21 protein-coding genes and 1 pseudogene are annotated in these 25,647 nt (G+C 52.4%); 11 read left to right on the top strand and 11 right to left on the bottom strand.

Features of this window, described 5'->3' with window-relative positions:
• Nucleotides 1-48: 48 nt before the first annotated feature.
• From DES54_RS04830 to DES54_RS04805, 6 genes are all read right to left on the bottom strand, one after another.
• Entirely contained in the window at nt 49-819 is a 771-nt protein-coding gene (locus DES54_RS04830; protein WP_113865469.1) for a DedA family protein, read from the bottom strand.
• A gap of 120 nt (nt 820-939) precedes the next feature.
• Nucleotides 940-1,635 carry an ABC transporter ATP-binding protein gene (locus tag DES54_RS04825; RefSeq protein ID WP_113865468.1) on the bottom strand — a complete coding sequence of 232 codons (696 nt, stop codon included), beginning with the start codon at nt 1,633-1,635 and terminating at the stop codon, nt 940-942.
• Nucleotides 1,628-2,407 carry an ABC transporter ATP-binding protein gene (locus tag DES54_RS04820; protein WP_113865467.1) on the bottom strand — a complete coding sequence of 260 codons (780 nt, stop codon included), beginning with the start codon at nt 2,405-2,407 and terminating at the stop codon, nt 1,628-1,630. The genes DES54_RS04825 and DES54_RS04820 overlap by 8 nt, the downstream gene beginning before the upstream one ends.
• Complete coding sequence (locus tag DES54_RS04815; protein WP_113865466.1) at nt 2,397-3,440, bottom strand: branched-chain amino acid ABC transporter permease; 1,044 nt, start codon at nt 3,438-3,440, stop codon at nt 2,397-2,399. The genes DES54_RS04820 and DES54_RS04815 overlap by 11 nt, the downstream gene beginning before the upstream one ends.
• Complete coding sequence (locus DES54_RS04810; RefSeq protein WP_113865465.1) at nt 3,440-4,339, bottom strand: branched-chain amino acid ABC transporter permease; 900 nt, start codon at nt 4,337-4,339, stop codon at nt 3,440-3,442. The genes DES54_RS04815 and DES54_RS04810 overlap by 1 nt, the downstream gene beginning before the upstream one ends.
• Before the next feature lie 19 nt (nt 4,340-4,358).
• Complete coding sequence (locus tag DES54_RS04805; RefSeq protein WP_113865519.1) at nt 4,359-5,495, bottom strand: ABC transporter substrate-binding protein; 1,137 nt, start codon at nt 5,493-5,495, stop codon at nt 4,359-4,361.
• Between the two features lie 609 nt (nt 5,496-6,104).
• On the opposite strand from DES54_RS04805, the pseudogene DES54_RS04795 reads away from it, so the two are divergent.
• The 4 genes and pseudogenes from DES54_RS04795 (at nt 6,105) to rluA (ending at nt 13,982) form a co-directional block, all read left to right on the top strand.
• Nucleotides 6,105-7,689 (top strand): annotated as a pseudogene (locus tag DES54_RS04795) (sensor domain-containing diguanylate cyclase).
• A 165-nt stretch (nt 7,690-7,854) separates the two neighbouring features.
• Nucleotides 7,855-10,221 (top strand): DNA polymerase II, encoded by a 2,367-nt coding sequence (locus DES54_RS04790; RefSeq protein WP_113865463.1) that lies wholly within the window; start codon nt 7,855-7,857, stop codon nt 10,219-10,221.
• A gap of 125 nt (nt 10,222-10,346) precedes the next feature.
• Nucleotides 10,347-13,250 (top strand): RNA polymerase-associated protein RapA, encoded by a 2,904-nt coding sequence (gene rapA, locus DES54_RS04785; protein ID WP_113865462.1) that lies wholly within the window; start codon nt 10,347-10,349, stop codon nt 13,248-13,250.
• A gap of 78 nt (nt 13,251-13,328) precedes the next feature.
• Nucleotides 13,329-13,982: a bifunctional tRNA pseudouridine(32) synthase/23S rRNA pseudouridine(746) synthase RluA gene (gene rluA, locus DES54_RS04780; protein WP_113865461.1), complete on the top strand. Its 654-nt coding sequence runs from the start codon at nt 13,329-13,331 to the stop codon at nt 13,980-13,982.
• A gap of 121 nt (nt 13,983-14,103) precedes the next feature.
• Here the strand turns inward: rluA and djlA are convergent, their stop codons facing one another.
• Nucleotides 14,104-14,976, bottom strand: a complete 873-nt coding sequence (gene djlA / locus DES54_RS04775) for a co-chaperone DjlA (protein WP_113865460.1) — start codon at nt 14,974-14,976, stop codon at nt 14,104-14,106.
• Between the two features lie 150 nt (nt 14,977-15,126).
• On the opposite strand from djlA, the gene lptD reads away from it, so the two are divergent.
• The 6 genes from lptD (at nt 15,127) to apaH (ending at nt 21,955) form a co-directional block, all read left to right on the top strand.
• The gene (gene lptD / locus DES54_RS04770; protein ID WP_205680177.1) at nt 15,127-17,523 is read left to right on the top strand and encodes an LPS assembly protein LptD; all 2,397 of its coding nucleotides are present in this window, start codon (nt 15,127-15,129) and stop codon (nt 17,521-17,523) included.
• A gap of 96 nt (nt 17,524-17,619) precedes the next feature.
• Nucleotides 17,620-18,912 carry a peptidylprolyl isomerase SurA gene (gene surA / locus DES54_RS04765; protein ID WP_113865459.1) on the top strand — a complete coding sequence of 431 codons (1,293 nt, stop codon included), beginning with the start codon at nt 17,620-17,622 and terminating at the stop codon, nt 18,910-18,912.
• The gene (gene pdxA, locus DES54_RS04760) at nt 18,912-19,913 is read left to right on the top strand and encodes a 4-hydroxythreonine-4-phosphate dehydrogenase PdxA (protein WP_113865458.1); all 1,002 of its coding nucleotides are present in this window, start codon (nt 18,912-18,914) and stop codon (nt 19,911-19,913) included. The genes surA and pdxA overlap by 1 nt, the downstream gene beginning before the upstream one ends.
• Nucleotides 19,906-20,724, top strand: coding sequence for a 16S rRNA (adenine(1518)-N(6)/adenine(1519)-N(6))-dimethyltransferase RsmA (gene rsmA, locus DES54_RS04755; protein WP_113865457.1), 819 nt, complete (start codon nt 19,906-19,908; stop codon nt 20,722-20,724). Before pdxA ends, rsmA begins: the two co-directional genes overlap by 8 nt.
• A gap of 14 nt (nt 20,725-20,738) precedes the next feature.
• Nucleotides 20,739-21,116 carry a Co2+/Mg2+ efflux facilitator ApaG/CorD gene (gene apaG / locus DES54_RS04750; protein WP_113865456.1) on the top strand — a complete coding sequence of 126 codons (378 nt, stop codon included), beginning with the start codon at nt 20,739-20,741 and terminating at the stop codon, nt 21,114-21,116.
• A 2-nt stretch (nt 21,117-21,118) separates the two neighbouring features.
• A complete protein-coding gene (gene apaH, locus DES54_RS04745) occupies nt 21,119-21,955 on the top strand; it encodes a bis(5'-nucleosyl)-tetraphosphatase (symmetrical) ApaH (RefSeq protein ID WP_113865455.1) in 837 nt (278 codons plus the stop codon).
• A gap of 114 nt (nt 21,956-22,069) precedes the next feature.
• Here apaH and folA read toward each other — a convergent pair whose 3' ends face one another.
• The 3 genes from folA to DES54_RS04730 form a co-directional block, all read right to left on the bottom strand.
• Nucleotides 22,070-22,552, bottom strand: coding sequence for a type 3 dihydrofolate reductase (folA, locus tag DES54_RS04740; RefSeq protein ID WP_113865454.1), 483 nt, complete (start codon nt 22,550-22,552; stop codon nt 22,070-22,072).
• 107 nt (nt 22,553-22,659) lie between these two features.
• Nucleotides 22,660-23,130: a threonine/serine exporter gene (locus tag DES54_RS04735; RefSeq protein ID WP_113865453.1), complete on the bottom strand. Its 471-nt coding sequence runs from the start codon at nt 23,128-23,130 to the stop codon at nt 22,660-22,662.
• Nucleotides 23,121-23,897, bottom strand: coding sequence for a threonine/serine exporter family protein (locus DES54_RS04730; protein WP_113865452.1), 777 nt, complete (start codon nt 23,895-23,897; stop codon nt 23,121-23,123). Before DES54_RS04730 ends, DES54_RS04735 begins: the two co-directional genes overlap by 10 nt.
• Before the next feature lie 163 nt (nt 23,898-24,060).
• Here DES54_RS04730 and DES54_RS04725 point away from each other — a divergent pair, with 163 nt between their 5' ends.
• Nucleotides 24,061-24,675: a LysE family transporter gene (locus DES54_RS04725; protein WP_113865517.1), complete on the top strand. Its 615-nt coding sequence runs from the start codon at nt 24,061-24,063 to the stop codon at nt 24,673-24,675.
• A gap of 43 nt (nt 24,676-24,718) precedes the next feature.
• Here the strand turns inward: DES54_RS04725 and DES54_RS04720 are convergent, their stop codons facing one another.
• Nucleotides 24,719-25,627, bottom strand: coding sequence for an SDR family oxidoreductase (locus DES54_RS04720; RefSeq protein WP_240634937.1), 909 nt, complete (start codon nt 25,625-25,627; stop codon nt 24,719-24,721).
• Between the last annotated feature and the right edge of the window lie 20 nt (nt 25,628-25,647).

Raw genomic sequence — 25,647 nt, 5'->3', positions numbered from 1 at the left:
CATCCTGTGAGTAAAACATTTCCCTTTTTACATTTCCTTTTTTACCTGTCACCCATTCAGCACCTGCCACAACAGGTGACGATAAATCGGCATCAGTGGATGCATGATCAGCATTGCCAGTGAAAGCCCCATCGCCGCCAGCGTCAATGGAGCGGCCCAGCGCAAACGGCTAAGCGGCAACCTCGTGCTGAACCAGTCACGTTTTTTGCGCCTGTCGCCGCGCCACCAGCGCCAGCTTAACCACGCCCCGGTCCACACCAGCAATGCGGTCACCAACAGCAACCCTTTAAAACCGGCGCTGGCGACGCCCGCCGGAATATCAATGGCGACGCCTGCCAGAATACCCGGCAAAAAATACACCGGCGGCCACAACAGACAACCGATAATATTCGGCACGGCAAACCGGTAAGGCGGCAATCCCAGCATACCGGCGACCATCGGGATCAGCGGACGCGTCGGGCCGACGAATCGTCCGATCAACACCGTAGGTATAGGGTGTTGATGCAACGCATGCTCTGTTTTACTGAGCAGCGTTTGATGCTTTTTCAGGAAAGACCAGCGGTGCAATGGCCGTTTAAATCGTCTGCCGATGAAATAGGAAATCCAGTCTCCAAGCAAACAACCGACAACCCCCGCGGCCCACGCGGAATATAATCCCATCTGACCGCTGCCGATCAGCGCGCCCAACGTTGCCATCAAGAGCGTACCCGGCAGCAACAGACCAACCAGTGCAAGCGATTCCAGAAAGGCAACCAGCATAACGGCGATCAGCGCGTACGCTAATGATTGGGTCACCAGATGATCCAGCCACGCTTCCATAAATCCTTACTCAACGTTGGTAAAAGATGGATTGTCTGGATCTTAGCAGAAACCGTCAACTGGTCATTTTCAGATTGCTATATCCCCTTTTACATAGTTGCAGGGAATAAGCGAAAAAATCTAGCCCCCCAAATACATCTTCTTCACTTCCGGGTTAGCCAGAATATCCTGCGCCTGGCCCTGTAGCACAATCTTGCCGTTTTCCAGCACATAAGCGCGATCAGCGATTTTCAGCGCGGCCGTGGCATTTTGCTCAACAAGCAGAATAGTGATATTTTCCTTCTGTAACTGTTTAATAATATTAAACATTTCTCCCACTATCTTTGGCGCCAACCCCAGACTGGGCTCGTCCAACATCAATAACACCGGCTCGCTCATTAATGCTCTGGCTATCGCCAGCATTTGCTGTTCGCCACCGCTCATGGTACCGGCCAACTGGCTGCGCCGTTCTTTCAAGCGCGGAAACAACGCGTACATTTTCTCTTTCAGGAACTCGAAATTAACCGGGTTGTTGTAGGCCCCCATGCGCAGGTTTTCTTCAATGGTCAAATTGGTGAAAACTTTGCGTCCTTCCGGAACCAACGCCAGACCTTTGCGCACAATTTGATGGGTCAGGCTGTTGGAAATATCTTCGTTCAGGAAATTGACGTTGCCGGTCGATTTCACCAGATTGATAATGCCGTTCAACGTTGAGGTTTTCCCCGCGCCATTACTGCCGATCAGCGTAACGATTTCGCTGTTGTTCACCTCAATGTCGATGCCTTTTAACCCCTGAATCAATCCATAAAATACCTGTAGATCATTGGCTTTAAGCATAATCCACATCTCCAAGATAGGCGGCAATCACCTCTTTATTATTAATTGCCTCATGAGTGGTGCCACTGAACAGTGGCTTGCCGTAATCCAGAACCAGCACGCGTTCGCACAAGGCATTAACGAATGACATATCATGCTCAATCAATAACACCGTTAACTGATAATCCTTACGCATTTTAAAAATCAGTTGCGCCAGTTCATTGGTTTCTCTGGGGTTCATCCCGGCGGCCGGTTCATCCAGCAATAATAATGCCGGCGACGTCGCCAACGCGCGGGCGATTTCCACTTTACGCTGGTTGCCATAACTCAGGTTGGTCGCCAGTGAATCGGCATGTTCGGCAATGCCGATATAGTCCAGAATTTCCATAGCCTGCGCTTTTGCCTTTTTCTCAGCGGAGAAAAAGCGACCCATATGCAACGCGGCCTCAATAAACGAATAATGAATGGCGCGATCAAATCCAATGAGTACATTTTCCAGTACCGTCATGGAATTAAATAAACGAATATTCTGGAAAGTCCGGGCAATACCACGGTTCACCACCTGATTCGGTTTCAAACCGGTAATGGTTTCCCGCCCCAACATCACTTTTCCTGAGGTGGGTTTGTAATTCGAGGTGATAACATTAAATAAGGTGGTTTTCCCAGCCCCATTCGGCCCGATCAGGCCAAATATTTCCGCCTGCTGGAGAGAAAAACTGACGCCGTCAATCGCCCGTAATCCGCCGAATTGCATGACGATATTCTCGACGCTGAGAATCGCTTTATTTTCCATAACGGCGCTTCCTGTTAACGTCCCAAATTTCCTGCTTGCCTAATAACCCTTCGCGGGCAAATAGCATAATAATCAGCAGAACCAGTGAAAAAACAACCATCCGCAAACCCGGATAAGATCCCAGATCCTGACCGAATAAATTCAACGGCTGATCGAGAAAACGCAACCATTCTCCGCTGCCGACCACCACAATCGTACCGAGGATCGCGCCAGTGGTGCTGCCCAATCCGCCCAGAACGATAATGATGAGCAATTGGAACGTCAGCATGAAATCAAACAGATCCGGCGAAATAATGGTCAGCAGAGACGCTAATAACCCACCGCCAATACCTTCAAAAAAAGCGCTGGTGGCAAACGCGTAGGTTTTGATTTTGAAAGTATTAATCCCCATCGCAATGGCCGCGTCCTCATCATCGCGCACCGCTTTCATGGCCCGGCCATATTTCGAATAGACGATTTGCAGAATAAACACCACGGCAATCAACGCGATAAAACCGCACCAGTACAGCATATTACTTGCCTGCGGAATTTCATTTATCCCAATCGCGCCGTTGGTGATCTGCGGGTTATTAATCGCCAGGATTTTGATGATAAATCCGAATCCCAGCGTCACGATGGCCAGATAATCCCCCCGTACCCGGAATACCGGAAATGCCAGACAGACCGCCACTATCGCGGCACAGACACCGCTGATAATCAATGCGGGCAGGAAAGCGGTATGCAAGGCCAGCACCAGAGCACTGGGCGACGCCATCTCATACATTTCCAGTTTGGTATCCGCGCTCAATAACAAAATGGCGGTGATGTAAGCGCCAATCGCCACAAAACCGTTAGGCTCCAAGGATAATTGTCCGGTAACGCCATTAATCAGGTTATAGCTCACCGCCAGAATCATAAAAATGAAAACATTGCAGATAATTCGAATGACGTAGTCATTTAATGATGACTGCAAAATAAATAGCGCCAGCAAGGTAACCGCAAATAGCGCCACATAACCGGTTAGCAGCGAAAATGAATTTGTGGGCATTCTCATCAGAAACGGCTCCTTTCCAGTCTTTCATCACCCATAATGCCTACCGGTCTGAATAACAGAACCAAAATCAGGAACATAAATGCGAACGCATCCTTATAACCGCCGAGCTCAGGGAATACCGCGACGGCCACCACTTCGGTAAAACCGAGAATAAAGCCGCCAATCACCGCGCCCGTGACGCTGCCGATGCCCCCCAATATCGCCGCGGCAAACGCTTTAAGCCCGATTAACACGCCCATCAGCGGATCGATCGTCGGGTAGCTGGTGGCGTAAAAAATACCGCCCAGCGCAGCCAGAGAACTGCCGAGCGCGAAGACGAAGGCGATAATATGATTGGCGTCAATACCCATTAAGCAAACGGTATTTACGTCAAATGCCACGGCGCGGATCGCCATTCCTTGTCGGGTGCGATAGAGAATAAAGAGAATACCCGCCAGCAACGTCAGCGTGACCAGTGGCACCAGCCAGGCGACGTTGGTAATAATAATGCCGCCGAAAGTTACCGTCTCATTAAAGAACGCCGGTGACGCAAAGTAACGCGGACTGCCGCCAAAGATAACGTTAAACAGATTCTCTAAAAAAAAGCTCACGCCAATCGCGGTAATCAGCATGGAGATTTTAGAAGCCTGACGTAATGGACGATAGGCAATCTGATCGATGCACACGCCCAATAACGCAGAAAAGAGAACCGCGAATAAAATAGCTGCCCCGAAAGGCAGCTCGAATGTCGTTGATCCAAACAGGGCAAGAAACGCCCCGACCATCATAATATCGGCATGGGCAAAGTTGATGAGTCGTAATACGCCGTACACCATGGTGTAGCCAATGGCGATCAGCGCATACATACTCCCCAGACTCATGCCGTTTACCACTTGCTGGAAGAAAATGGCAGCATCCATCATTCAATCCTTATTTGCCTTATGGATTAACAACGGTTTTAAAGGCTAATTGTCCGTCTTTGACTTCATTAATGACGGCGCTGCGGATTGCATCCCCATCCTTTAATGTCAGCGTCCCGGTAATGCCGGAAAAATCCGTGGTGGCGCGAATTTTTTCATTCACGCATACCCGATCTTTAGGATCGCTGCATTGATTCATGGCATTCACGATCATTTTGTAAGCATCGCCGGTCATCGCGCCCCAGGTATGCGTCGGCTCTTTATATTTCTCTTCCCATGCCTTGATGAATTTCTCACCTTCCGGCGTCTGCTCTTTGGCATTCGGCGAGTAGTAATCCGTCGTCATGTAACCTTCCACCGCATCCTGTCCCAGTTTGAAGAATACCGGGTCGGCCGCCAGACCATCGCCGCCGACAACCGGCACTTTCAATCCCAGTTGTTTCGCCTGCACCGCAATCAACGCCCCTTCGGTGTAGTAGATCGGCATATAAATCATGTCGACATTTTTAGCCTTGATGGAGGAAAGCTGAGCTTTAAAGTCTTTGCTGCCGCCAGGCGCCTGAACTTCAATCGGGATGGTGCCGCCGTTTTTGAGGAATTGATTGCGGAAAGCTCTTGCCAGACCGACAGAATAGTCATTACTGCTGTCGAACATGATGGCGGCCGTTTTTGCGCCTAAGTCTCTGGAAGCCAGGTTAGCGCCGACAATGCCTTGAAAACTATCGGAAAAGCAAACACGGCTGACATATTGACGATTGCGGGTTACCCGGTCGTTGGTCGCAGTCGGCGATACCAGCGGCGTTTTGGTATCTTCGGCGATTTTGGTCATCGCCAGCGTATTGGTGGAAGTGACTTCGCCGATGACGGCGTCCACTTTGTCGCTGGAAACCAGACGCTGCATGGCGTTCGCCGCTTCAACCTTATCACTCTTGTCATCAATGATGACCAGTTTGATCGTATCGCCATTCTTTAATGTTGGCTCCATGCTGTTCACCAACTCAACGCCTTTTTGAGAAGGCTGTCCATAACCGCTCAGCGGTCCGCTCAACGGTAAAACCACGCCAATTTTCACTTCCGCCGCCATCACGCTTGTGGCGCTAACCGCTGAAGAAACCAATGCTGCCGCTAATGTAATTCTGACAAATTTGTTATTCATGATCGCCTCTTTGATAATGAGAGATTCCAATTCCAGTAGTGGAATACAACCGTCCTGCCTGACAATGCGAGTCTGAAAATGCCGCAGGGATATATCCTGCTGACGGAATTCAAATCAGCAATAAATATGCCAGAACATAAAATTTGTTATTAATTAATTAATAACAAATAAAAAAATGAATTTATTATCAGAGAAGCAATCATAGGAGAAAGAGATAATGAACCAGAATGCACCAAAACGTTTCGCTGTTGCTTTTAAAAAGTGCGCGCACCGTTACGGGCAGTTTCTTTAAGCAAATCAGTATCTGGCTGGAAATAAACCGCTGTTATTTTTATAACTATTATGAGGTCTATCCCCCGCCTTCTTTTTTATCGTTGGAAACTATTTTTCAGTTATTATTCCTGCGATATCAAATTTCACGATGTTTTATGCTATAAAAAGAATAGTCATTAGATGTTTGGATAACGGAGTAGATATGGCGATCTCTATGCGAAATGCGGCGGAAAAAAATAATTTTTCAAACGCTCATTTTTACGACAATAATTTTACAGTCCCTACCTCAACACTTATGATGTGGGCCGTTTTCCTTACCGCGCCTGCCAATCCACTATGCTATTTAAACTTTTCAATAACTTCGGATTAAGACGCCTAATCATACTGCTGGCAATCATGAGCGCGTTGGTCACGCTGGCTAACAGTTTTTATGCCAGTTACCGCGTACAGCGTCAGCTTCTGGTTGATAACACCCTCGAAGCCAATCAGGTGTACGCCACTAAACTGGCCTCCATGACGGCGATCTTTTTTAAATCCTCGCTACAGCAGTTAACCTATAGCGCCAACAGGGTTTCGTCACAGATGGATGACAGCATTAGTCTGAGTAATGAAGTGGATCGCATTCGGTTACAGACGAACAATTTCGACTCTGTCGCCATTGTCGATGAGCAAGGCGTTGTACAGGCGGTCACGCCCGATACCTTTCAACTGATGGGGAAGAAGCTCTCCACGCCCGGTACAATGGAAGCGTTGCAAAAAAACAGCCGCTTATCAGTCAGCCTTTTGTTTCCTCAGCCAATAATTTCATCGTGCTGATATCCGTACCCATATTTACCCGTGACGGTCGTTACAAAGGGTTTATCGCCGGTTCCATCTATCTGAAAAAGCCCAACATTCTCAGTGCGTTGCTTGATGAACATTACTACCGCGACGGCTCCTACATCTATGTCACCGATCAGGATGGTCAGATTCTCTATCACAAAGATACCAACCGTATTGGCAAGATGGGATCAATCCTCTGAAGCCCAGCCCCCACCAACTCAACAGTGAGAGTAACGGCAGCCGGCAGACACTCAATCTTGCGGGTCAAAAGATGCTGGCGGGATATGCCTTTGAGCCGACGTCGCAGTGGACAATCATCGCCTTGCGTCCGACAGCCGCGACATTGAAACCACTAGACAGTCTGATGCTTAATGTCTTGCGCTATACCTTACCGCTGGCCGTTCTGACGATACTTTGTGTCTGGATACTTGCCTGGTTAATCGCTCAGCCGCTCTGGTTGCTGGCCCGCAGCGCTAACAAAATGGACGCATTGAATGTTTCTGATGACATCAGGAAAATTCATTCATGGTATTTCGAAGCCACGCAACTCAAGCAGGCGATGCTGCTGGGCATTGATTTGTTGCAACGAAAGATCGGTAGGCTACGTACAGAGGCGCACTCGGATCCCATGACCGGCCTGCTTAACCGCCGGGGTCTGGAGAATGTTCTGCGCTATTGGCTGTTGGGACAAAAAAACTTTTCCATCATTTCGCTGGATATTGACTATTTCAAACGTATTAACGACACCCACGGACACGACGTGGGCGACGAGGCGATTAACGCGCTCGCGCAATTGATTCGCGCCACCTCGCGTGATACCGATATTTTATGTCGCAACGGCGGAGAAGAGTTTCTGATACTGTTGCCTGAAACCCCGCTGGAAGTCGCGATTAATATTGCCGAGCGGCTACGGCAACGCGTACAGGAAACCACTATTCCGATCGTCGGCAATATCACCATTTCCCTTGGTGTGGCGCAATGGTCGCCGAAAATCAATGCGACAACCATCGAACAGGCGTTTAAAGAAGCGGATCAAGCATTGTATGAAGCCAAGCAGGGAGGGCGCAACCGGGTAGTCGCCACGTCTGATAAGACTTAATGCACCACAACAGTGCGCACTGTGGCGATAGCTTTTGTGATTTCCCCGTGGCTAAGTCGGTAAACACCTGGACATTAGCTGTATAAATAACCATTCTTATCTCTGATCTTCATCGGTTATGACTGACCATTAATACTACCTTCGTTGAATGAAAAGGCCGCTTTCGTGACGCAGACTCGTCAGGGTTTTCTGCTTACCCGCCACTGGCACGACACACCTGCCGGGATACAGGTGGAATTCTGGCTGGCTAGCGATGACGGCCCCGTACTGGCGCGTCTCCCTGTCCAACAGGCGGTAGCGTTCATTCCCGCCTCACAAGCATCGCTGGCCCGCGTAGTCTTAAGTCAGGAGAAGCACTGGCAACTGCGTCCGCTGGCGTTGCAGGATTTCCATCATCAATCGCTGCTGGGACTCTATTGCCCTCAATATCGCCAGTTGCTGCGGTTGGAAAAACGACTACGGGAAGGCGGCGTTCAGATCTACGAAGCCGATATTCGTCCGCCTGATCGCTTTCTCATGGAACGTTTTATTACCGCGCCAGTATGGTTCCACGGCGAAACCGCGTCGTCCGGCCTGCTGACGCAGGTTCGCATGAAGCCGAATGCCGACTATCGTCCCAACCTGAAGCTGGTTTCGCTGGATATCGAAACCAACCGTCACGGCGAACTGTATTGCATCGGGCTGGAAGGCTGTGGGCAGCGTCAGGTTTACATGCTCGGTCCGGCGAACGGCAATTCCGTCGATGCGGATGATTTCACGCTGGAATACGTCGCAAGTCGGCCCCAATTGCTGGAAAAGTTGAATTACTGGCTGCAACAGCACGATCCCGACGCCATTATCGGCTGGAATCTGGTGCAGTTTGATCTGCGCGTATTACAAAAACACGCCGAACGTTATCGTATTCCGCTGCGTTTGGGTCGCAACGGCAGCGAACTGGAATGGCGCGAACACGGTTTCAAACAAGGACACTTCTTTGCCGCCGCCGCGGGTCGGTTGATTATTGATGGCATTGAAGCCCTGAAATCCGCCACCTGGAACTTTGCATCGTTCAGTCTGGAGTTTGTCGCCCAAACATTGCTGGGAGAAGGGAAAGCCATTGATACGCCTTACCAACGCATGGATGAAATCGATCGCCGTTTTGCCGAAGACAAACCCGCCCTCGCCCGCTATAACCTGCAAGACTGCCAACTGGTCACCCGCATCTTCGCAAAAACCGAATTACTGCCTTTCCTGCTGGAACGCGCCAACGTGACAGGTCTGGCCGCCGATCGCAGCGGAGGCTCCGTCGCCGCCTTTACCCATCTCTATCTGCCGCGCATGCATCGGGTTGGCTACATCGCGCCGAATTTGGGAGAGGTCGCGCTGGAGGCCAGTCCCGGCGGGTTTGTCATGGACTCGCGCCCCGGCTTGTATGATTCGGTGCTGGTGCTCGATTATAAAAGTTTGTATCCCTCGATCATCCGCACCTTCCTTATCGATCCGGTGGGGCTCGCCGTCGGGATGCAACACCCGGATGAACAACACGCCGTCGCTGGGTATCGCGGCGCCTGGTTCTCCCGCGCGACCCACTGTCTGCCCGCCATTGTCGATCAGATCTGGCAAGGGCGCGAAGCCGCCAAACGCGCCAACAATAAACCGCTGTCGCAGGCGTTGAAAATCATCATGAATGCTTTTTACGGCGTGCTGGGCGCCGCCGGTTGCCGTTTTTTTGATCCGCGCCTCGCTTCATCCATTACGCTGCGTGGTCACGACATCATGCGTAAAACCCGTGAACTGATTGAAGAACAGGGTTATGAGGTTATTTATGGCGATACGGATTCCACCTTCGTGTGGCTTAAACGCGCTCATACAGAAGAAGAAGCGGCGCAAATTGGCAATGCGCTGGTGCGGCACGTTAATCATTGGTGGCGGGAGCATTTACAACAAACCCAACGGTTGACCAGCGCGCTGGAACTGGAATTCGAAATCCATTTCTGTCGTTTCCTGATGCCGACCATTCGTGGCGCGGAACAAGGCAGTAAAAAACGTTACGCGGGGATGATCGCCACGCCGCAAGGCGAAAAAATGGTGTTTAAAGGTCTGGAAACGGTGCGCACCGACTGGACGCCGCTGGCCCAGCAATTCCAGCAGCAACTTTATTTACGCATTTTCCAGCAAAAACCTTATCAGGCGTGGCTGCGCGAGTACGTGAGCAAAACCCTCAACGGCGGGTTTGATGACCTGCTGATCTACCGCAAGCGGCTACGCCGTCGTCTAGATGATTATCAACGCAATGTCCCGCCACATGCCCGGGCCGCCAAAATCGCCGATGACTATAACCGGCAACAGGGTAGACCGTTGCAATACCAGAACGGCGGCTGGATCAATTACGTCATTACCATCAATGGGCCGGAACCGTTGGAAACTCGGCATTCGCCGCTGGATTATCAGCATTATGTCGAGCGTCAGTTACAACCCGTCGCCGATGCGATTCTTCCTTTCCTGCATGACGATTTTGCTACACTGGTTACCGGCCAGATGGGATTATTTTAATTACCGCCGTCCGCCCAGGACGTATGAGCAGGTGACGAATGCGCCGCCTTCCATTACCATAGCGCCCTTTCTGCAAACACGACGTAACACTCTCCCGACACAGACAAAAATCGAGCTAACAATTTATGCCTTTTACACTTGGTCAACGCTGGATCAGCGATACGGAAAGCGAACTGGGATTAGGTACGGTGGTTGCCATCGATAAACGGATGATAACACTGCTATTTCCGGCCAGCGGTGAAAACCGGCTTTATTCCCGCAGCGATGCGCCCATCACGCGCGTGATATTCAACCCCGGTGATACGGTGACCAGTCATGAAGGCTGGCAGATGAAAGTTGAGGACGTGCGCGAAGAAAAAGGTCTGCTGGTGTACTGCGGTCTACGTCTGGACAATGAATCACCAACGGAATTACGTGAAGTCCTGCTGGATAGCAAGCTGACCTTCAATAAACCACAAGATCGGTTATTCGCCGGTCAGATTGACCGGATGGATCGCTTTGCCCTGCGTTATCGCGCCCGTAAGCATCAGAATGAACAGGCGCGGCAGCAATGGGGAGGTCTGCGCGGCATGCGCGCCAGCCTGATCCCTCATCAGTTGCACATTGCCTACGAAGTGGGACAGCGCCATGCGCCGCGCGTGCTGTTGGCGGATGAAGTCGGTCTGGGCAAAACCATTGAAGCCGGGATGATCATCCACCAGCAGTTGCTTGCCGGCCGTGCGGAAAGAGTGTTGATCATTGTGCCGGAAACCCTGCAACATCAGTGGCTGGTGGAGATGCTGCGACGCTTTAATCTGCTGTTCTCGCTATTTGATGATGAACGCTACGCAGAAGCCAAACTGGACAGCAGCAATCCCTTTGAAACCGAGCAGTTGGTCATCTGTTCGCTCGATTTCGTGCAACGCGACGCCCAGCGCTTCGAGCAGTTGGTTAACGCCAACTGGGGCCTGCTGGTGGTGGATGAAGCGCATCATCTGGCATGGAGTGAAGATAACCCAAGCCTTGAGTATCAGGCCGTGGAACAGTTGGCCCGCATTATCCCCGCCGTGCTGCTGCTAACCGCCACGCCGGAACAGTTAGGCCAGCAGAGTCACTTTGCCCGTCTGCGTCTGCTCGATCCCAACCGCTTTCATAACTATCAGGAATTCGTTGCCGAACAACGGCAATACCGCCCGGTTGCCGATGCGGTTACCCTGCTGCTGGCGGGAGAAAAAGCGCAAACCGCCGAACTTAACGCATTGAGCGACCTGCTGGGCGAACAGGATATCGAGCCGCTGCTCAAAGCGATCAACAGCGACAGCGACGACAACCTGCGGGCGCGTCAGGAACTGATCACTATGCTGATGGATCGCCACGGCACCAGCCGCGTGCTGTTCCGTAATACCCGTCAGGGGGTGAAAGGCTTCCCGCAGCGTATTCTGCACCAGATTCGTCTGCCGTTACCGGCACAGTACCAAACCGCGCTCAAAGTCTCCGGCATCATGGGGGCCGGCAAACAGCCCGAAGCCCGCGCGCGCGATATGCTGTACCCGGAGCAGATTTATCAGCAGTTGGAAGGCGACGACGCCACCTGGTGGAATTTTGACCCGCGTGTGGAGTGGCTGCTTAATTACCTGACGGCGCATCGTGATGAAAAAGTGTTGGTGATCTGCGCGCAGGCCGCCACCGCCCTGCAACTGGAGCAGGTGCTGCGTACCCGCGAAGCCATCCGTGCCGCGGTTTTCCACGAAGGGCTATCCATCCTTGAACGCGATCGCGCCGCCGCCTATTTCGCCTCCGAGGAAGATGGCGCTCAGGTTCTGATCTGTTCCGAGATCGGTTCCGAAGGGCGTAACTTCCAGTTTGCCAGCCACTTGATCATGTTTGATCTGCCGTTCAATCCGGATCTGCTGGAACAGCGGATCGGTCGTCTGGATCGTATTGGTCAGTCGCAGCAGATTCAGATCCTGATCCCGTATCTGGAGAACACCGCGCAAGCCATACTGGTGCGCTGGTATCACGAAGGGCTGGATGCGTTTGAACACACCTGCCCGACCGGACGCACCATCTATGACGCCCACTATACGCAACTGATCGATCGATTGCAGACGCCCGACGAACAACAGGATCTGGATGCGTTCATCCATACCTGTCGACAACAGCATGAGCAATTAAAACAACAGCTTGAGCAAGGGCGAGACCGTTTGCTGGAAATGCACTCCAACGGCGGCGAACAGGCCCAGATGCTGGCGCAGGGCATCGCCGAGCAGGATAATGATGTCAATCTGGTGACATTTGCTCTGAACCTGTTTGATATCGTGGGTATTAATCAGGAAGATCGCAGTGATAATCTGATTGTGCTGACGCCATCCGATCATATGCTGGTGCCGGATTTTCCTGGGTTATCGCAGGACGGCTGCACCATCACGTTTGATCGCGAGCAGGCTCTGTCCCGTGAAGACGCCCAGTTTATTAGTTGGGAACATCCGCTTATCCGTAATGGTCTTGACCTGATTCTGTCCGGCGATATCGGCAGTTGCGCCGTATCGCTGCTGAAAAACAAAGCCCTGCCGGTAGGCACGCTGCTGGCTGAACTGATTTATGTGGTGGAAGCGCAAGCGCCGAAACATCTGCAACTGACGCGTTTTCTGCCGCCGACCCCGGTTCGTTTGCTGATGGATCGCAAAGGCGTCAACCTCGCCGCACAGGTTGAATTCGAGAGCTTCAACCGGCAGCTAAACGCCGTCAACCGCCATACTTCCAGCAAGCTGGTGAATGCGGTGCAGGCGGATGTCCACGCCATGCTGCAACAGGCCGAATCGCTGGTCGAAGAACAGGCGAGTCAGTTGATTGCCGATGCGCAACATCAGGCTGATCAACAGTTGCGTCGCGAACTGGAACGTCTGGAAGCGTTGAAGGCCGTCAACCCGAATATTCGTGATGATGAACTGCAAGCATTGGAAACGCAGCGTGAGCAGGTGCTGAGCAATCTGCATCAAGCAAATTGGCGGTTGGATGCCATTCGTCTGGTAGTCGTCACGCATCAGTAGTCGTATTTATCCCTCCCGGCCTTCTCCTTTTCAGCAGGCCGGGGCCGTTAGCGGTAGAGTCTGAAAAAGGCGCGATAGATGGAACCTTACCATCCCCCGACCGATCCCTGGTTACATATTCTGTATCAGGATCAACATATTATGGTGGTAAATAAGCCCAGCGGCTTGCTGTCTGTTCCCGGTCGCGCGCCGGAACACCACGACAGCGTGATGAGTCGTATTCAGGCCGATTATCCTGCGGCGCAGTGCGTACACCGTCTGGATATGGCGACCAGCGGAGTGATTGTCGTGGCGCTGACAAAGGCGGCGGAACGGGAGTTGAAGCGGCAGTTCCGCGAACGGGAGCCGAAAAAATCCTATCTGGCCCACGTGTGGGGATGGATGGAACACGATGAAGGGCTTATCGATCTGCCATTGATTTGTGACTGGCCGAACCGCCCAAAACAGAAAGTCTGTTTTGAACAGGGTAAACCCGCGCAGACCGAATATCAGGTGTTGTCCCGCGATAGCGATAACACCACCAGAGTCAGGCTGATGCCGAAAACAGGCCGTTCCCACCAACTCCGGGTTCATCTGCTGGCGCTCGGCCACCCCATTCTTGGCGATGGTTTTTACGCGCATCCACAGGCAAAAGCGCTGGCGCCGCGCCTGCTGCTGCACGCGCAAGAGCTCGCCATCACCCATCCTGAATTCAACACGCCGATGCACTTTCGTTGTGAAGCGGATTTTTGAAGACCAGTTAATTTGAAGATTAGTTGATTGGCTGCGACGCCATAATGAAAAAACTAACGCGCAGTGATAGAAGAGAAAAATTACAGGCAGGAAAATCAAAGGCGAGCAAGAATAGATGACCTTATTTCACATGATTCTTACTTTTCAGTAGCTCATAAGCGGCCTGAATATCCTGCGCTTTCCGCTTGGCCATATCCATCATCCGTGGCGATAACCCTTTGGCCACCAGTTTATCGGGATGGTGTTCACTCATCAGTTTGCGGTAAGCCCGTTTAATGGTCGCCGCGTCATCGCCGCTACGTACGCCAAGCGTGCGGCAGGCGCTCTCCAGCGTTGGTCCGCGTGGCGCCGTAAAAGGCCGCTGATCGCCATAAGAGTGTCCGCCGGATGACTGATGACTACGACGCTGATAGGATTTATTACCCTGTTTCGCCCCGCCTTGTCTGGACTGACTGGCGTTACTTTCCATGTTGCGCAGGAAAAACTCGAATTGCTCGCGGGTCACGCCCAGTTCATCGGCAATCACATACAACACGCGCCTTTCGTTCGGGTGCAACACGCCATTGACAAACGCCACTTGCAGTTGAATTTCCAGAAACATCTTAATCAAATCAAAACGGCCAAGGCAGGCATCGCGCAGCTTGCGTAATTTGATGCGCAAAGGGAAATGGCTGGCCTTTCCTTCACGGAATGCCTGCTGAGCCGCATTTCGCGCTTCGCCAAACAATTCCAGACGATCCATCATTCTGGTCGCAATCTGAATATCGGCTTCCGTTACCCGGCCCTTGGACTTGGTAAGGTGTCCCATCGCCTGAAACGTCGTGAGGAAGAATAGCGACTGACGGGTGGATTGGGCGGAAAAAAAGTCACGCCGACGCGATGCCCTGGCCTTGTCGACCAGATGCCCCATCAGCAATCCCATAATCATTCCCCAGATGCCGCCGCTCGACATAATTCCCAGCGCAAGCCCCAGCAACTTTCCCCAATACCGCATATACTCATCAAATCCTCATGCCGTCGGCCAAAAATTGCTTTATCATACCCGTCATTTATCTTTGAACCTAACGGCAGTGCGTATAAAGCTGTGGGGATTTAACACTAGCGCAACGCTGACGAGTGATATAGTCTCTGACCGTTTGCCGGCATGACGCCTCTGATGACGGAACACCTGATACCGCGTATGAAAAAAAGCTTCCCAACCCTGCTGGCCACCCTGATTTGGTCGGCGCTTTATAGCCAGCATGCGCTGGCTGATCTGGCCGCACAGTGCATGCTGGGTGTGCCTACGTACAACAGACCGCTGGTAACGGGCGATCCTAATCAATTGCCAGTCCATATTCAGGCCGATAAAACGGAGGCTAATTACCCCGCTAACGCCCGCTTCATCGGCAATGTCAACATTCAGCAAGGCAACAGCGTTCTGACTGCCGAGCAGGTGGAGCTTAATCAGATCGAGGCGGCCGGCGCCGACCCCACCCGTACCGTTACCGCAACGGGCAATGTGCACTATGATGACGATCAGGTCATTTTGAAAGGCCCCAAAGCGTGGTCGAACCTCAACACCAAAGATACGGATGTTTATGACGGCAACTATCAGATGGTTGGCCGTCAGGGTCGCGGTACTGCCGACAAGATGAAAATGCGCGACGGCAATCGCTATACCATTTTGGAAAACGGCTCTTTTACCTCTTGTCTGCCGGGCGATGATAGTTGGAGCATCGTCGGTTCGGAAGTCATTCAGGACAGAGAAGAACAGATTGCCGAAATCTGGAACGCACGCGTCAAAATCGGCAACGTTCCCGTGTTCTACAGCCCGTACCTGCAATTACCGATTGGCGACAAACGCCGCTCAGGTTTCCTGATCCCGAATGCCAAATTCGGCAGCAATAACGGCTTTGAATTACTGACGCCATACTACTGGAATATCGCACCAAACTTTGATGCGACGATCACACCCCACCTGCAAACCAAGCGCGGCATGCAGTGGCAAAACGAGTTCCGCTATCTCACCGCGCCGGGTCTGGGCGCCCTTCAGTTCGACTGGTTGCCCAGCGACAATGAATACGCCAAGGTCGCGCCGCAGGACGATAACGCCACACGCTGGCTGTTCCACTGGGGCCACAGTGGTGTGATGGATCAGGTGTGGCGGTTTAACGCCGATTACACCAGAGTCAGCGACGATCGTTACTTTACCGACCTGGACTCGCAGTACGGCTCAACCACGGATGGTTACGTCACCCAGAAATTCAGCGCGGGTTACGCGAATGAAAACTGGAACGCCACGCTGTCCACCAAACAATTCCAGGTGTTTTCCAACGTCAACAGCCGCGATGTCTACCGGGCCGAACCGCAATTCGACATCAATTATTATCAGAATGATATCGGCCCGGTTGATCTGCATCTTTATGGCCAGGCGGTAAAATTTACCAACATTAACGAGAACCGTCCTGAAGCGACGCGTCTGCATATTGAACCCGCGCTCAACTTGCCGCTGGCCAATCGCTGGGGCAGCCTGTCGACGGAAACTCGTCTGCTGGCGACGCATTATCAGCAGAGTAATCTGGATCGTTACCGTGCCGATACCAGCATCAGCGATACCAATAAAAACGCGCTGAAAGAGTCGGTCAACCGCGTCATGCCGCAGTACAAGGTCGATGGCAAACTGGTGTTCGAACGTGAGATGGACTGGTCGCAAGGCTATACCCAGACGCTGGAGCCTCGGGCGCAATATCTGTATGTGCCTTACCGCAATCAAAACAATATCCATACTTATGATTCGACGCTGCTGCAAGCCGACTATTCCGGTCTGTTCCGTGAACGAACCTATAGCGGCCTGGATCGTATCGCTTCAGCCAACCAGTTGGCGACCGGGATGACATCGCGTATTTATGATGATGAACTGGTTGAACGTTTTAATGCTTCCATAGGTCAAATCTATTACTTTGATCGTCCGCGCACTGGCGACAACAATACCGCGCTCGATCAAAGTAAAGACAACGGCAGCCTGGTATGGGCTGGTGACAGCTACCTGAAAATCGATGATAACTGGGGGCTGCGCGGCGGCTTGCAGTACGATAACCGCCTGAGCGAAGTCGCATTGGGTGATGCCGTGCTGGAATACCGCAGAGATGCCGAGCGTCTGGTGCAATTAAATTATCGCTACGCCAGCCCAGAGTACATTCAGGCGATGTTGCCCAGTGTACAGAATCCTGGCTTCCAACAGGGCATTTCGCAAATAGGCCTGACGGCCAGTTGGCCGATTGTCGATCGTTGGGCCGTTGTTGGCGCGTATTATTACGATACCAAAGCCAATCAGCCTGCCAGCCAGATGGTTGGCGTGCAATATAATACCTGTTGCTGGGCGGTCAGCGTCGGTTATGAACGTAAAATCACCGACTGGAACTCGACCAGCCGCAGCAGTGAATATGACAACAAAGTATCGTTTAATATCGAATTACGTGGTTTGAGCAATAATTACAGCCTCGGTTCTGAGAAGATGCTGCGTTCCGGTATTTTGCCTTACCAGCGCGCCTTCGAATGACAGCCGTACAGCGCGTATGCGTCGGTGTGGATGCAACAGACCAGTTGTATCAATGAAACTTTTAACCCGCCTTGCGGATGAGATAATGGGAAAGGTATGAATAACTGGAGAACGCTTATTCTCGGAGTGGCGCTGAGTGCCTCTACCGCGTTCGCAGCACCACAGGTGGTCGATAAAGTCGCGGCGGTAGTGGATAACAGCGTCGTGTTGGAAAGTGACGTCAACAGCCTCTTTCAGTCGGTGAAGTTGAATGCTCAACAGGCAGGACAACAACTGCCGGATGACGCGACATTGCGCCATCAAATCACCGAGCGCCTGATCATGGATAACATCATTCTGCAAATGGCGCAGCGCATGGGCATTCAAGTTACGGATGAACAGTTGGAGCGGTCTATCGCCAACATTGCGGCGCAGAACCGGCTGACGGTTGATCAGTTAAAAAGCCAGTTGGCTTACGAAGGACTGAACTACAACACGTACCGCAACCAGATCCGCAAAGAGATGCTGATTGCGGAAGTTCGCAATAATGAAGTTCGTCGTCGCGTCACGGTTTTACCGCAGGAAGTGGATACGCTGTCTAAGCAGATTGCCAACCAGACCGGTGTGGACGATGAGTTAAACCTGAGCCATATCCTACTCCCTTTGCCGGAAAATCCCAGCCAGCAGCAGGTGGATGAAGCGGAAACGCTGGCTGATTCACTGGTAAAACAACTCAATGAAGGCGCCGACTTCGGCAAACTGGCGATCACCTACTCCGCTGACTCTCAGGCGCTGCAAGGCGGACAAATGGGATGGGGCAAGTTGCAGGAAATCCCGACGCTGTTTGCTGACAGACTGACTCAGGCGCAGAAAGGTCAGATCATCGGCCCGATCCGCTCAGGCGTGGGTTTCCATATTCTACGGGTTAACGATATTCGCGGCAGCGATAAAACCGTGTCAGTCACGGAAATGCATGTCCGTCATATCCTGCTGAGACCTTCGGTGGTGATGACCGACATCCAGGCCAAGGCCAGACTGGAAGAGGTGGCGCAGCAGATCAAGAGCGGCGCGACGGACTTCGCCAACCAAGCTAAACAGCTTTCACAAGATCCCGGTTCCGCCAATCAGGGCGGCGATCTTGGCTGGGCATCGCCGGATATGTACGATCCCGCGTTTCGTGATGCATTGTTGAAGCTGCAAAAAGGCGAAATCAGTCAACCGGTGCATTCCTCTTTCGGCTGGCATTTGATCCAGTTGCTGGATGCCCGCCAGGTCGATAAAACCGATGCGGCCCAAAAAGAACAGGCATACCGGATGATCTTTAATCGTAAATTCGCCGAAGAAGCGCAAACCTGGATGCAGGAGCAGCGTGCTGCGGCTTACGTGAAAATCATTAATGGCGCAAACTGATGCAGACAGAGAGCGATATCCCGCGCATCGTGATCACTCCCGGCGAACCCGCCGGGATTGGCCCCGATTTGGTCATTGCCCTGGCGCAACAGTCATGGCCGGCTGAATTGGTGGTGTGCGCCGATCCTGATCTGTTGTTAAGCCGTGCATTACAATTAAGTTTGCCGCTCACCTTGCATCACTACCAGCCGGCACAATCTGCCGTAAGACAAGCGGCGGGAAGTTTAACCATCCTGCCGGTTACCACACCGGCAACGGCGATTGCAGGCCAACTTAACGTCAACAACAGCGGCTACGTTATTGAGACGCTGGCGCGGGCATGCGATGGTTGTCTGAGCGGCGAATTTGCGGCGCTGGTTACCGGGCCGGTGCATAAAGGCATTATTAACGATACCGGCATAACGTTTAGCGGTCATACCGAATTTTTCGCCGAACGCAGTGCTTGTGAGCGGGTTGTCATGATGCTGGCGACGGAAGAATTACGGGTCGCGCTGGCGACAACCCATTTGCCGTTATCTGAAGTTTCAGGCGCGATTACCCGGCAAAGTCTGCATGAAGTCATCACTATTTTGCATCGCGACCTGCAAGCCAGGTTTGGGCTGGCTCAGCCGCGGATTTATGTATGCGGCCTGAATCCGCATGCCGGCGAAGGCGGTCACATGGGCCGTGAAGAATTAGATATCATTACCCCCGCGCTGGACGAACTGCGCCGACAGGGTATGACGCTCATTGGTCCGCTGCCTGCGGACACGCTCTTCCAGCCAAAATATCTGCAACATGCGGATGCGGTACTGGCGATGTATCACGATCAGGGCCTGCCGGTGCTGAAATATCAGGGCTTTGGCCGCGCGGTCAATATTACGCTGGGGCTGCCGTTTATCCGCACCTCAGTCGATCATGGCACGGCGCTTGAGCTTGCCGCCACGGGCCGCGCCGATCACGGCAGCTTTACCACGGCATTAAATCTTGCCATCAAAATGATAAAACATATTAATGAATAATCGAGTACACCAAGGTCACTTCGCCCGTAAACGCTTTGGGCAAAACTTTTTAAGCGATCATTTCGTGATCGACAGTATAGTTTCCGCCATTCATCCGCAGCGCGGAGAGGCCATCGTGGAGATCGGCCCCGGTCTCGGCGCGCTGACGGCGCCAGTTGGCGAACGTATTGACCGTTTTACGGTGATCGAATTGGATCGGGATCTGGCGGCCCGGCTGGAAACGCATCCGACGCTGCAAAATAAGCTGACCATTATTCAGCAGGACGCGATGACGATCGATTTTTCAGATCTGGCAGAGCAAGCCGGACAACCGCTGCGCGTATTCGGCAATTTACCGTATAATATTTCGACGCCATTGATGTTCCATCTGTTCCGCTATACTCAGTCTATCCGCGACATGCATTTTATGTTGCAGAAAGAAGTGGTTAACCGTCTGGTTGCCGGACCGAACAACAAGGCTTATGGTCGTCTGAGCGTGATGGCGCAGTATTACTGTCAGATCATCCCGGTGCTGGAAGTCCCGCCTACCGCGTTCAAGCCAGCCCCCAAAGTGGATTCCGCCGTGGTGCGTCTGGTGCCTCATGACGAGGTTCCTTATCCGGTAAAAGATATTCGTGTATTAAGCCGGCTCACGACAGAAGCTTTTATCCAGCGCAGAAAAACACTGCGTAACAGTCTGGGTAATCTTTTTACCCCGGAACAGTTGACTGAACTGGGTGTTGATCCGGGCTGTCGGGCAGAAAATGTCACTGTCGAGCAATATTGTCGGTTGGCTAACTGGTTGACCGGGCATCCTGCCACACAGGAATAACTGGAGTCGTTGTGATGATTAATGAGCCCCGTGTTTGTGTACAGGTTCAAAGTTTCTACGTCGAGTCACAGTCACAGCCGGATGAAGAGCGTTTTGTCTTTGCCTATACGATCACTGTCCGCAATCTGGGGCGGCATCCGGTGCGTTTGCTTGGCCGCTACTGGCTCATTACCAATGCCAATGGGCGTCAAACGGAAGTTCAGGGCGAGGGCGTGGTCGGTGAACAACCGCTGATCCCCCCCGGCGAGGAATTTCAATATACCAGCGGCACCGTGCTGGAAACCCCGCTGGGGACAATGGAAGGCCACTACCAGATGATTGATCATCAAGGCGACACATTCCAGGTCGGCATCCCTGTCTTTCGTCTGGCAATCTCTTCACTGATACATTAATTATGTCTACCTATTTAGTTGGCGATGTTCACGGTTGTTTAGCTGAACTTCAGGCGCTATTGGCGCAAGTTTCCTTTCATCCTGAGCAAGATACCTTGTGGCTAACGGGCGATCTGGTGGCGCGCGGTCCCGATTCGCTTGGCGTGCTGCGTTTTGTTCGTTCACTTGGCCCAGCCGTTCGTCTTGTTCTGGGTAATCACGATCTGCATTTACTGGCTGTATATGCCGGGATCAGCCGCAGCAAGCCTAAAGATCGCCTGGCGCCGTTGCTGGCGGCAGCGGATGCGGACGAATTGATTAACTGGCTGCGTAAACAACCGCTGTTGCAGATCGATGACGATTCAAAGTTGGTGATGGCCCATGCAGGCATCACTCCACAGTGGGATCTGGAAACGGCGAAAATGTGCGCTCGCGAAGTGGAATCCATCCTCAGCAGCGATAGCTATCCTCTGTTTCTGGATACCATGTACGGCGATATGCCGAACCACTGGCTGCCTGAACTCAGCGGTCTGCCTCGTCTACGCTTCAGCACCAATGTTTTTACCCGCATGCGCTACTGCTTCTCAGGCGGTCAGTTGGACATGCTGTGCAAAGAACCGCCCAATAAAGCGCCGTCCCTACTGAAACCCTGGTTCGAACTACCCGGTAAAATCGCCGCGGAATATGCCATCGCTTTCGGTCACTGGGCTTCGCTGGAGGGAAAAGGCACGCCGGAGAACATCTACGCGCTGGATACCGGCTGCTGCTGGGGCGGTAAACTGACCATGCTGCGTTGGGAAGACAAGCGCTATTTCACGCAAAAATTCCTGTCATCCCCGCAAGTGGACACCACCGATTAAATTGACCGCTTTGCTGCCCTCTTCCGGTATCCGCACTGGTGTTATTAGCGCTCAATCCAACAAAAACCCGCCATAATAGCGGGTTCACGTAGCGGAGCAGAAAAATCAAAGACTCTATCGGCGCGCTAAAATCTCAAAACAATAGCTGTGTGAATTGCTTTCATCCGCATCATAAAACTCGCTGAAAGTAGAAAGCCACTCATCAGGTTCGTAATCCGGGAAATGCGTATCGCCTTCCACTTCGGCATCAATGTGGGTCAGATACAGACGATGCGCCTTGGGCAACATCTGCTGATAGATACTGCCGCCGCCAATGATCATCACTTCTTCCACCTCACCCGCGGCGGCCAGCGCCTCATCCAGCGAAGCGACCCAGGTCACGCGATCATCATCGCCGGGCCGCCGGCTGACGACAATATTATGTCTGCCCGGCAATGGCTGACCAATAGAGCGAAAAGTATTGCGCCCCATGACGATAGGCTTACCTTGTGTATGGCGCTTAAACCACGCCAAATCAGCCGGTAAATGCCACGGCATGGCATTTTCCATGCCGATCACGCGATCCACCGCCAATGCAGCAATCAAACTAATAACCATGGTGAAACCCTGTAGGTCAGAAAATTGCTGACACTATACGTAAAGCCCTCTCACTCGTCGATACGGATGCTCAACGCAAACGCAATATAAGAACGCTCCGACGCAAACTACACGCCCGGACGTTTGCGATACAGCCATATTCCCGGCAGAGACAATCCGATCGACAGCGCGCCGACAATAAAACTGGCCTTGAGAAAATTGGTCACCATGACGCTCATCAATTCTTCGCTGTAACCAAGATGCGAAATTTCCACCAGGGAAATCATAGCGGTATAGGCCGAGATCCCCGGAAACATGGGAATGACCGCCGCGACAGTAAACACTTTGGGATGCGCCAGTAACCAGCGAGACCAGCGAATGCCGATGACGCCTATGGTGATCGCCGCCAGAAACGAGGCCCATTCAATATTCAAACCGAAGTGCATGGCGATAAACCGCACGCCATGCCCCAACGCCCCCAATGCCGCGCAATAGCGTAGCGCTTTGACCGGGACATTGAAGACCATGGCGAACCCCAACGCCGGCACAGCCGATAAAGCCATATCCTGCAACAGCGCCCACAGCAACGTTAAGCCCATCCGCGTAACCCCCACAGCGCTAGCGCCATCACCACGCCGATACAGGTAGCCAGTGTTAGCAGGCTGGCTACCGTCCAGCGCGCCAGCCCGGTGTTGACATGACCTTTAAACATGTCGGCCACCGCGTTGATCAGTGGAAAACCGGGAACCAACAGCAGGATGCTGGCGGCCATCGCCACGGTTGACGTCTGTTGAAAAACGGAAAGCTTCATCAACAATCCCGACGCTGAGGTCGCCACGAACGCCGTAATACAAAAGTTAATCATCGGGTTCATGTGCCGGGCGGTAAAAACCTGTCTGACATACATCGCCAGACCGCTGGCAATCATCGTAACGACAAAAGCATCCCATCCGCCGCCATTTAAGCGGCTGAAACAACCACAGGAAAGCGCCACAATAGACACCATCAACCAACGTGGATAGCGCAGCGGCTTGATGTGGGAAAAGCGTTTTTCCACCCCCGCCGCATCCAGCAATCTGTGCTCAGCCATAATCACCGCATGTTGCACTTCCGTCACCACATGCATGTTGATGCCGCGATCAACATTCTTTCGCGTGGATGTCAGGCAATGTCCCTGAATGATGGTGCTCAGTACGATGGCATTTGCCGAGATCGACGTCTCAACGCTATCAACGCCCAATGCCATGCCAAGCCGGGAAGACAACTTTTCTACCACCATACTTTCCGCGCCGTGTTGTAACAGCAAAAGCGCGCACTGAATGCACAGCCGGGTAATCTCCCGTTGCTGTGATGTTTCACTGACCATGTTTTTATCCCGATCCTGAACCACGGAAAAAATCCCTAAATAAAGAAAGGAGACTTGTTAACATATTGTCTGGCAATAGCCAATAATGAAGATGCCAATTCGTGATTCTGCCGCTATCATTCTACGCGTTCACGCTCTCTATTTTATCCATCTGGAACAGATCATGTTAGAAACGTCATTATTTGTCGCCACAATTGCCACTTTAGGTATGCTTTCTCCCGGTCCTGATTTTTTTCTGGTGATCAAAAATGCCGCGCGTTATCCACGCATTGCCGCGTTGATGACCGCATTTGGCGTGGTCTGCGGCGTGGCGACGCACATGGCATACTGCGTTGCTGGATTGGCGGTGATGATCACCACCACGCCGTGGCTGTTCAACCTACTGAAATATGCGGGCGCCGCTTATCTGATCTGGGTGGGGATCCTGGCGCTGCTTTCCCGTGGCGAAAGTAAAATGGCGGTATCAAATGTCACGAAACAACACGTCAGCCTGAAAAAAGCCTTTTTACAAGGTTATTTATGCAATCTGCTCAACCCCAAAGCGACACTGTTCTTCCTGGCGGTATTTACTCAGGTGTTGAGCACGGATTCCGGCGTTGGCGAAAAGCTCTGGTACGCCATGATTATTTGGGGATTATCGGTAATCTGGTGGCCGTTGCTGGTGATTATTTTTCAAAGCGGTCCGGTGCGCCGTGGTCTGGAAAAGGCGCAAAAGCTGGTGGATAAATTGCTGGGTACGGTTTTGATTGCACTCGGTATCAAAGTGGCGCTGGGTTAAGCAATTGCAGGACCCGCTGAATGAGCGGGCCTACTGCTAACCGTCAGAGCGTGCCTGTACCGCCATCGGAGCACCATACCTGCCCTGACGCGAAGCTGCATTCCGCCGATGCCAGCGTCACATATAATGGCGCGATCTCAACCGGCTGCCCAGGACGTCCCAATGGCGCGCTAGCAGCAAACTCCATCACTTTATCCATCGGTTGTCCGCCACTCGGTTGCAACGGCGTCCAATAAGGCCCCGGCGCCACCGCATTAACGCGAATGCCTTTTGCCGCCGCCTGCTTTGCCAACGCTTTGGTAAAAGCGACGTTACAGGCTTTGGTTTGGGCATAATCCAGCAGGATCGCGCTGGGATCGAATGCCTGCACGGATGCGGTATTGATGATCACGGAACCTGGTTGCAAATGGGTCATCGCGGCTTTCGTGATCCAGAATGGCGCATACACATTGGTTTTAAACGTGGCATCAAAGGCTTCTGTCGTAAGATCGTCAATCGATTCCACATACTGCTGCCGACCAGCATTGTTCACCAGAATGTCCAGTCCCCCCAGTTTTTCAACCGCCTCATCGACCAGACGCAGACAAAAATCCTCAGTGCGAATATCACCGGGTATCGCCACCGCGATACGCCCTTCAGCCTGAATCAGCGCAATCACTTCCCGCGCATCCGACTCATCCTCCGGCAAATAATTAATCGCAACGTCCGCGCCTTCTCTGGCGTAGGCAATGGCGACGGCACGTCCGATCCCGGAATCGCCCCCGGTGACCAGTGCTTTACGACCATTAAGACGCCCGCTGCCGCGGTAACTTTTTTCGCCATGATCAGGAACCGGTTTCATTTTGCTGGCAAGGCCTGGCGGCTCCTGCGGCTGACTTTCAAAAGGAGGCTTGGGATAAGCCACTGACGGATGTTTGCCCGTCAGTGGCGATAATGTCTGCTGAGTTGCCATGTGGTTCTTTTCGTTAATAC

Origin of the sequence: Brenneria salicis ATCC 15712 = DSM 30166, assembly GCF_003315515.1 — a bacterium.
In the GTDB taxonomy this organism is placed as follows: domain Bacteria; phylum Pseudomonadota; class Gammaproteobacteria; order Enterobacterales; family Enterobacteriaceae; genus Brenneria; species Brenneria salicis.
This window is presented reverse-complemented; position numbering and strand designations above follow the sequence as displayed.

What these genes read in the sequence shown, in the direction of transcription:
- apaH (WP_113865455.1), top strand. Translation starts at nt 21,119, where the DNA reads ATGTCTACCTATTTAGTTGGCGATGTTCACGGTTGTTTAGCTGAACTT.
- pdxA (WP_113865458.1), top strand. Translation starts at nt 18,912, where the DNA reads ATGCAGACAGAGAGCGATATCCCGCGCATCGTGATCACTCCCGGCGAA.
- rluA (WP_113865461.1), top strand. Translation starts at nt 13,329, where the DNA reads ATGGAACCTTACCATCCCCCGACCGATCCCTGGTTACATATTCTGTAT.
- DES54_RS04815 (WP_113865466.1), bottom strand. Translation starts at nt 3,440, where the DNA reads ATGAGAATGCCCACAAATTCATTTTCGCTGCTAACCGGTTATGTGGCG.
- apaG (WP_113865456.1), top strand. Translation starts at nt 20,739, where the DNA reads ATGATTAATGAGCCCCGTGTTTGTGTACAGGTTCAAAGTTTCTACGTC.
- DES54_RS04820 (WP_113865467.1), bottom strand. Translation starts at nt 2,407, where the DNA reads ATGGAAAATAAAGCGATTCTCAGCGTCGAGAATATCGTCATGCAATTC.
- DES54_RS04805 (WP_113865519.1), bottom strand. Translation starts at nt 5,495, where the DNA reads ATGAATAACAAATTTGTCAGAATTACATTAGCGGCAGCATTGGTTTCT.
- DES54_RS04730 (WP_113865452.1), bottom strand. Translation starts at nt 23,897, where the DNA reads ATGGTCAGTGAAACATCACAGCAACGGGAGATTACCCGGCTGTGCATT.
- folA (WP_113865454.1), bottom strand. Translation starts at nt 22,552, where the DNA reads ATGGTTATTAGTTTGATTGCTGCATTGGCGGTGGATCGCGTGATCGGC.
- djlA (WP_113865460.1), bottom strand. Translation starts at nt 14,976, where the DNA reads ATGCGGTATTGGGGAAAGTTGCTGGGGCTTGCGCTGGGAATTATGTCG.
- lptD (WP_205680177.1), top strand. Translation starts at nt 15,127, where the DNA reads ATGACGCCTCTGATGACGGAACACCTGATACCGCGTATGAAAAAAAGC.
- surA (WP_113865459.1), top strand. Translation starts at nt 17,620, where the DNA reads ATGAATAACTGGAGAACGCTTATTCTCGGAGTGGCGCTGAGTGCCTCT.
- DES54_RS04735 (WP_113865453.1), bottom strand. Translation starts at nt 23,130, where the DNA reads ATGGGCTTAACGTTGCTGTGGGCGCTGTTGCAGGATATGGCTTTATCG.
- rapA (WP_113865462.1), top strand. Translation starts at nt 10,347, where the DNA reads ATGCCTTTTACACTTGGTCAACGCTGGATCAGCGATACGGAAAGCGAA.
- rsmA (WP_113865457.1), top strand. Translation starts at nt 19,906, where the DNA reads ATGAATAATCGAGTACACCAAGGTCACTTCGCCCGTAAACGCTTTGGG.
- DES54_RS04810 (WP_113865465.1), bottom strand. Translation starts at nt 4,339, where the DNA reads ATGGATGCTGCCATTTTCTTCCAGCAAGTGGTAAACGGCATGAGTCTG.
- DES54_RS04720 (WP_240634937.1), bottom strand. Translation starts at nt 25,627, where the DNA reads ATGGCAACTCAGCAGACATTATCGCCACTGACGGGCAAACATCCGTCA.
- DES54_RS04725 (WP_113865517.1), top strand. Translation starts at nt 24,061, where the DNA reads ATGTTAGAAACGTCATTATTTGTCGCCACAATTGCCACTTTAGGTATG.
- DES54_RS04830 (WP_113865469.1), bottom strand. Translation starts at nt 819, where the DNA reads ATGGAAGCGTGGCTGGATCATCTGGTGACCCAATCATTAGCGTACGCG.
- DES54_RS04825 (WP_113865468.1), bottom strand. Translation starts at nt 1,635, where the DNA reads ATGCTTAAAGCCAATGATCTACAGGTATTTTATGGATTGATTCAGGGG.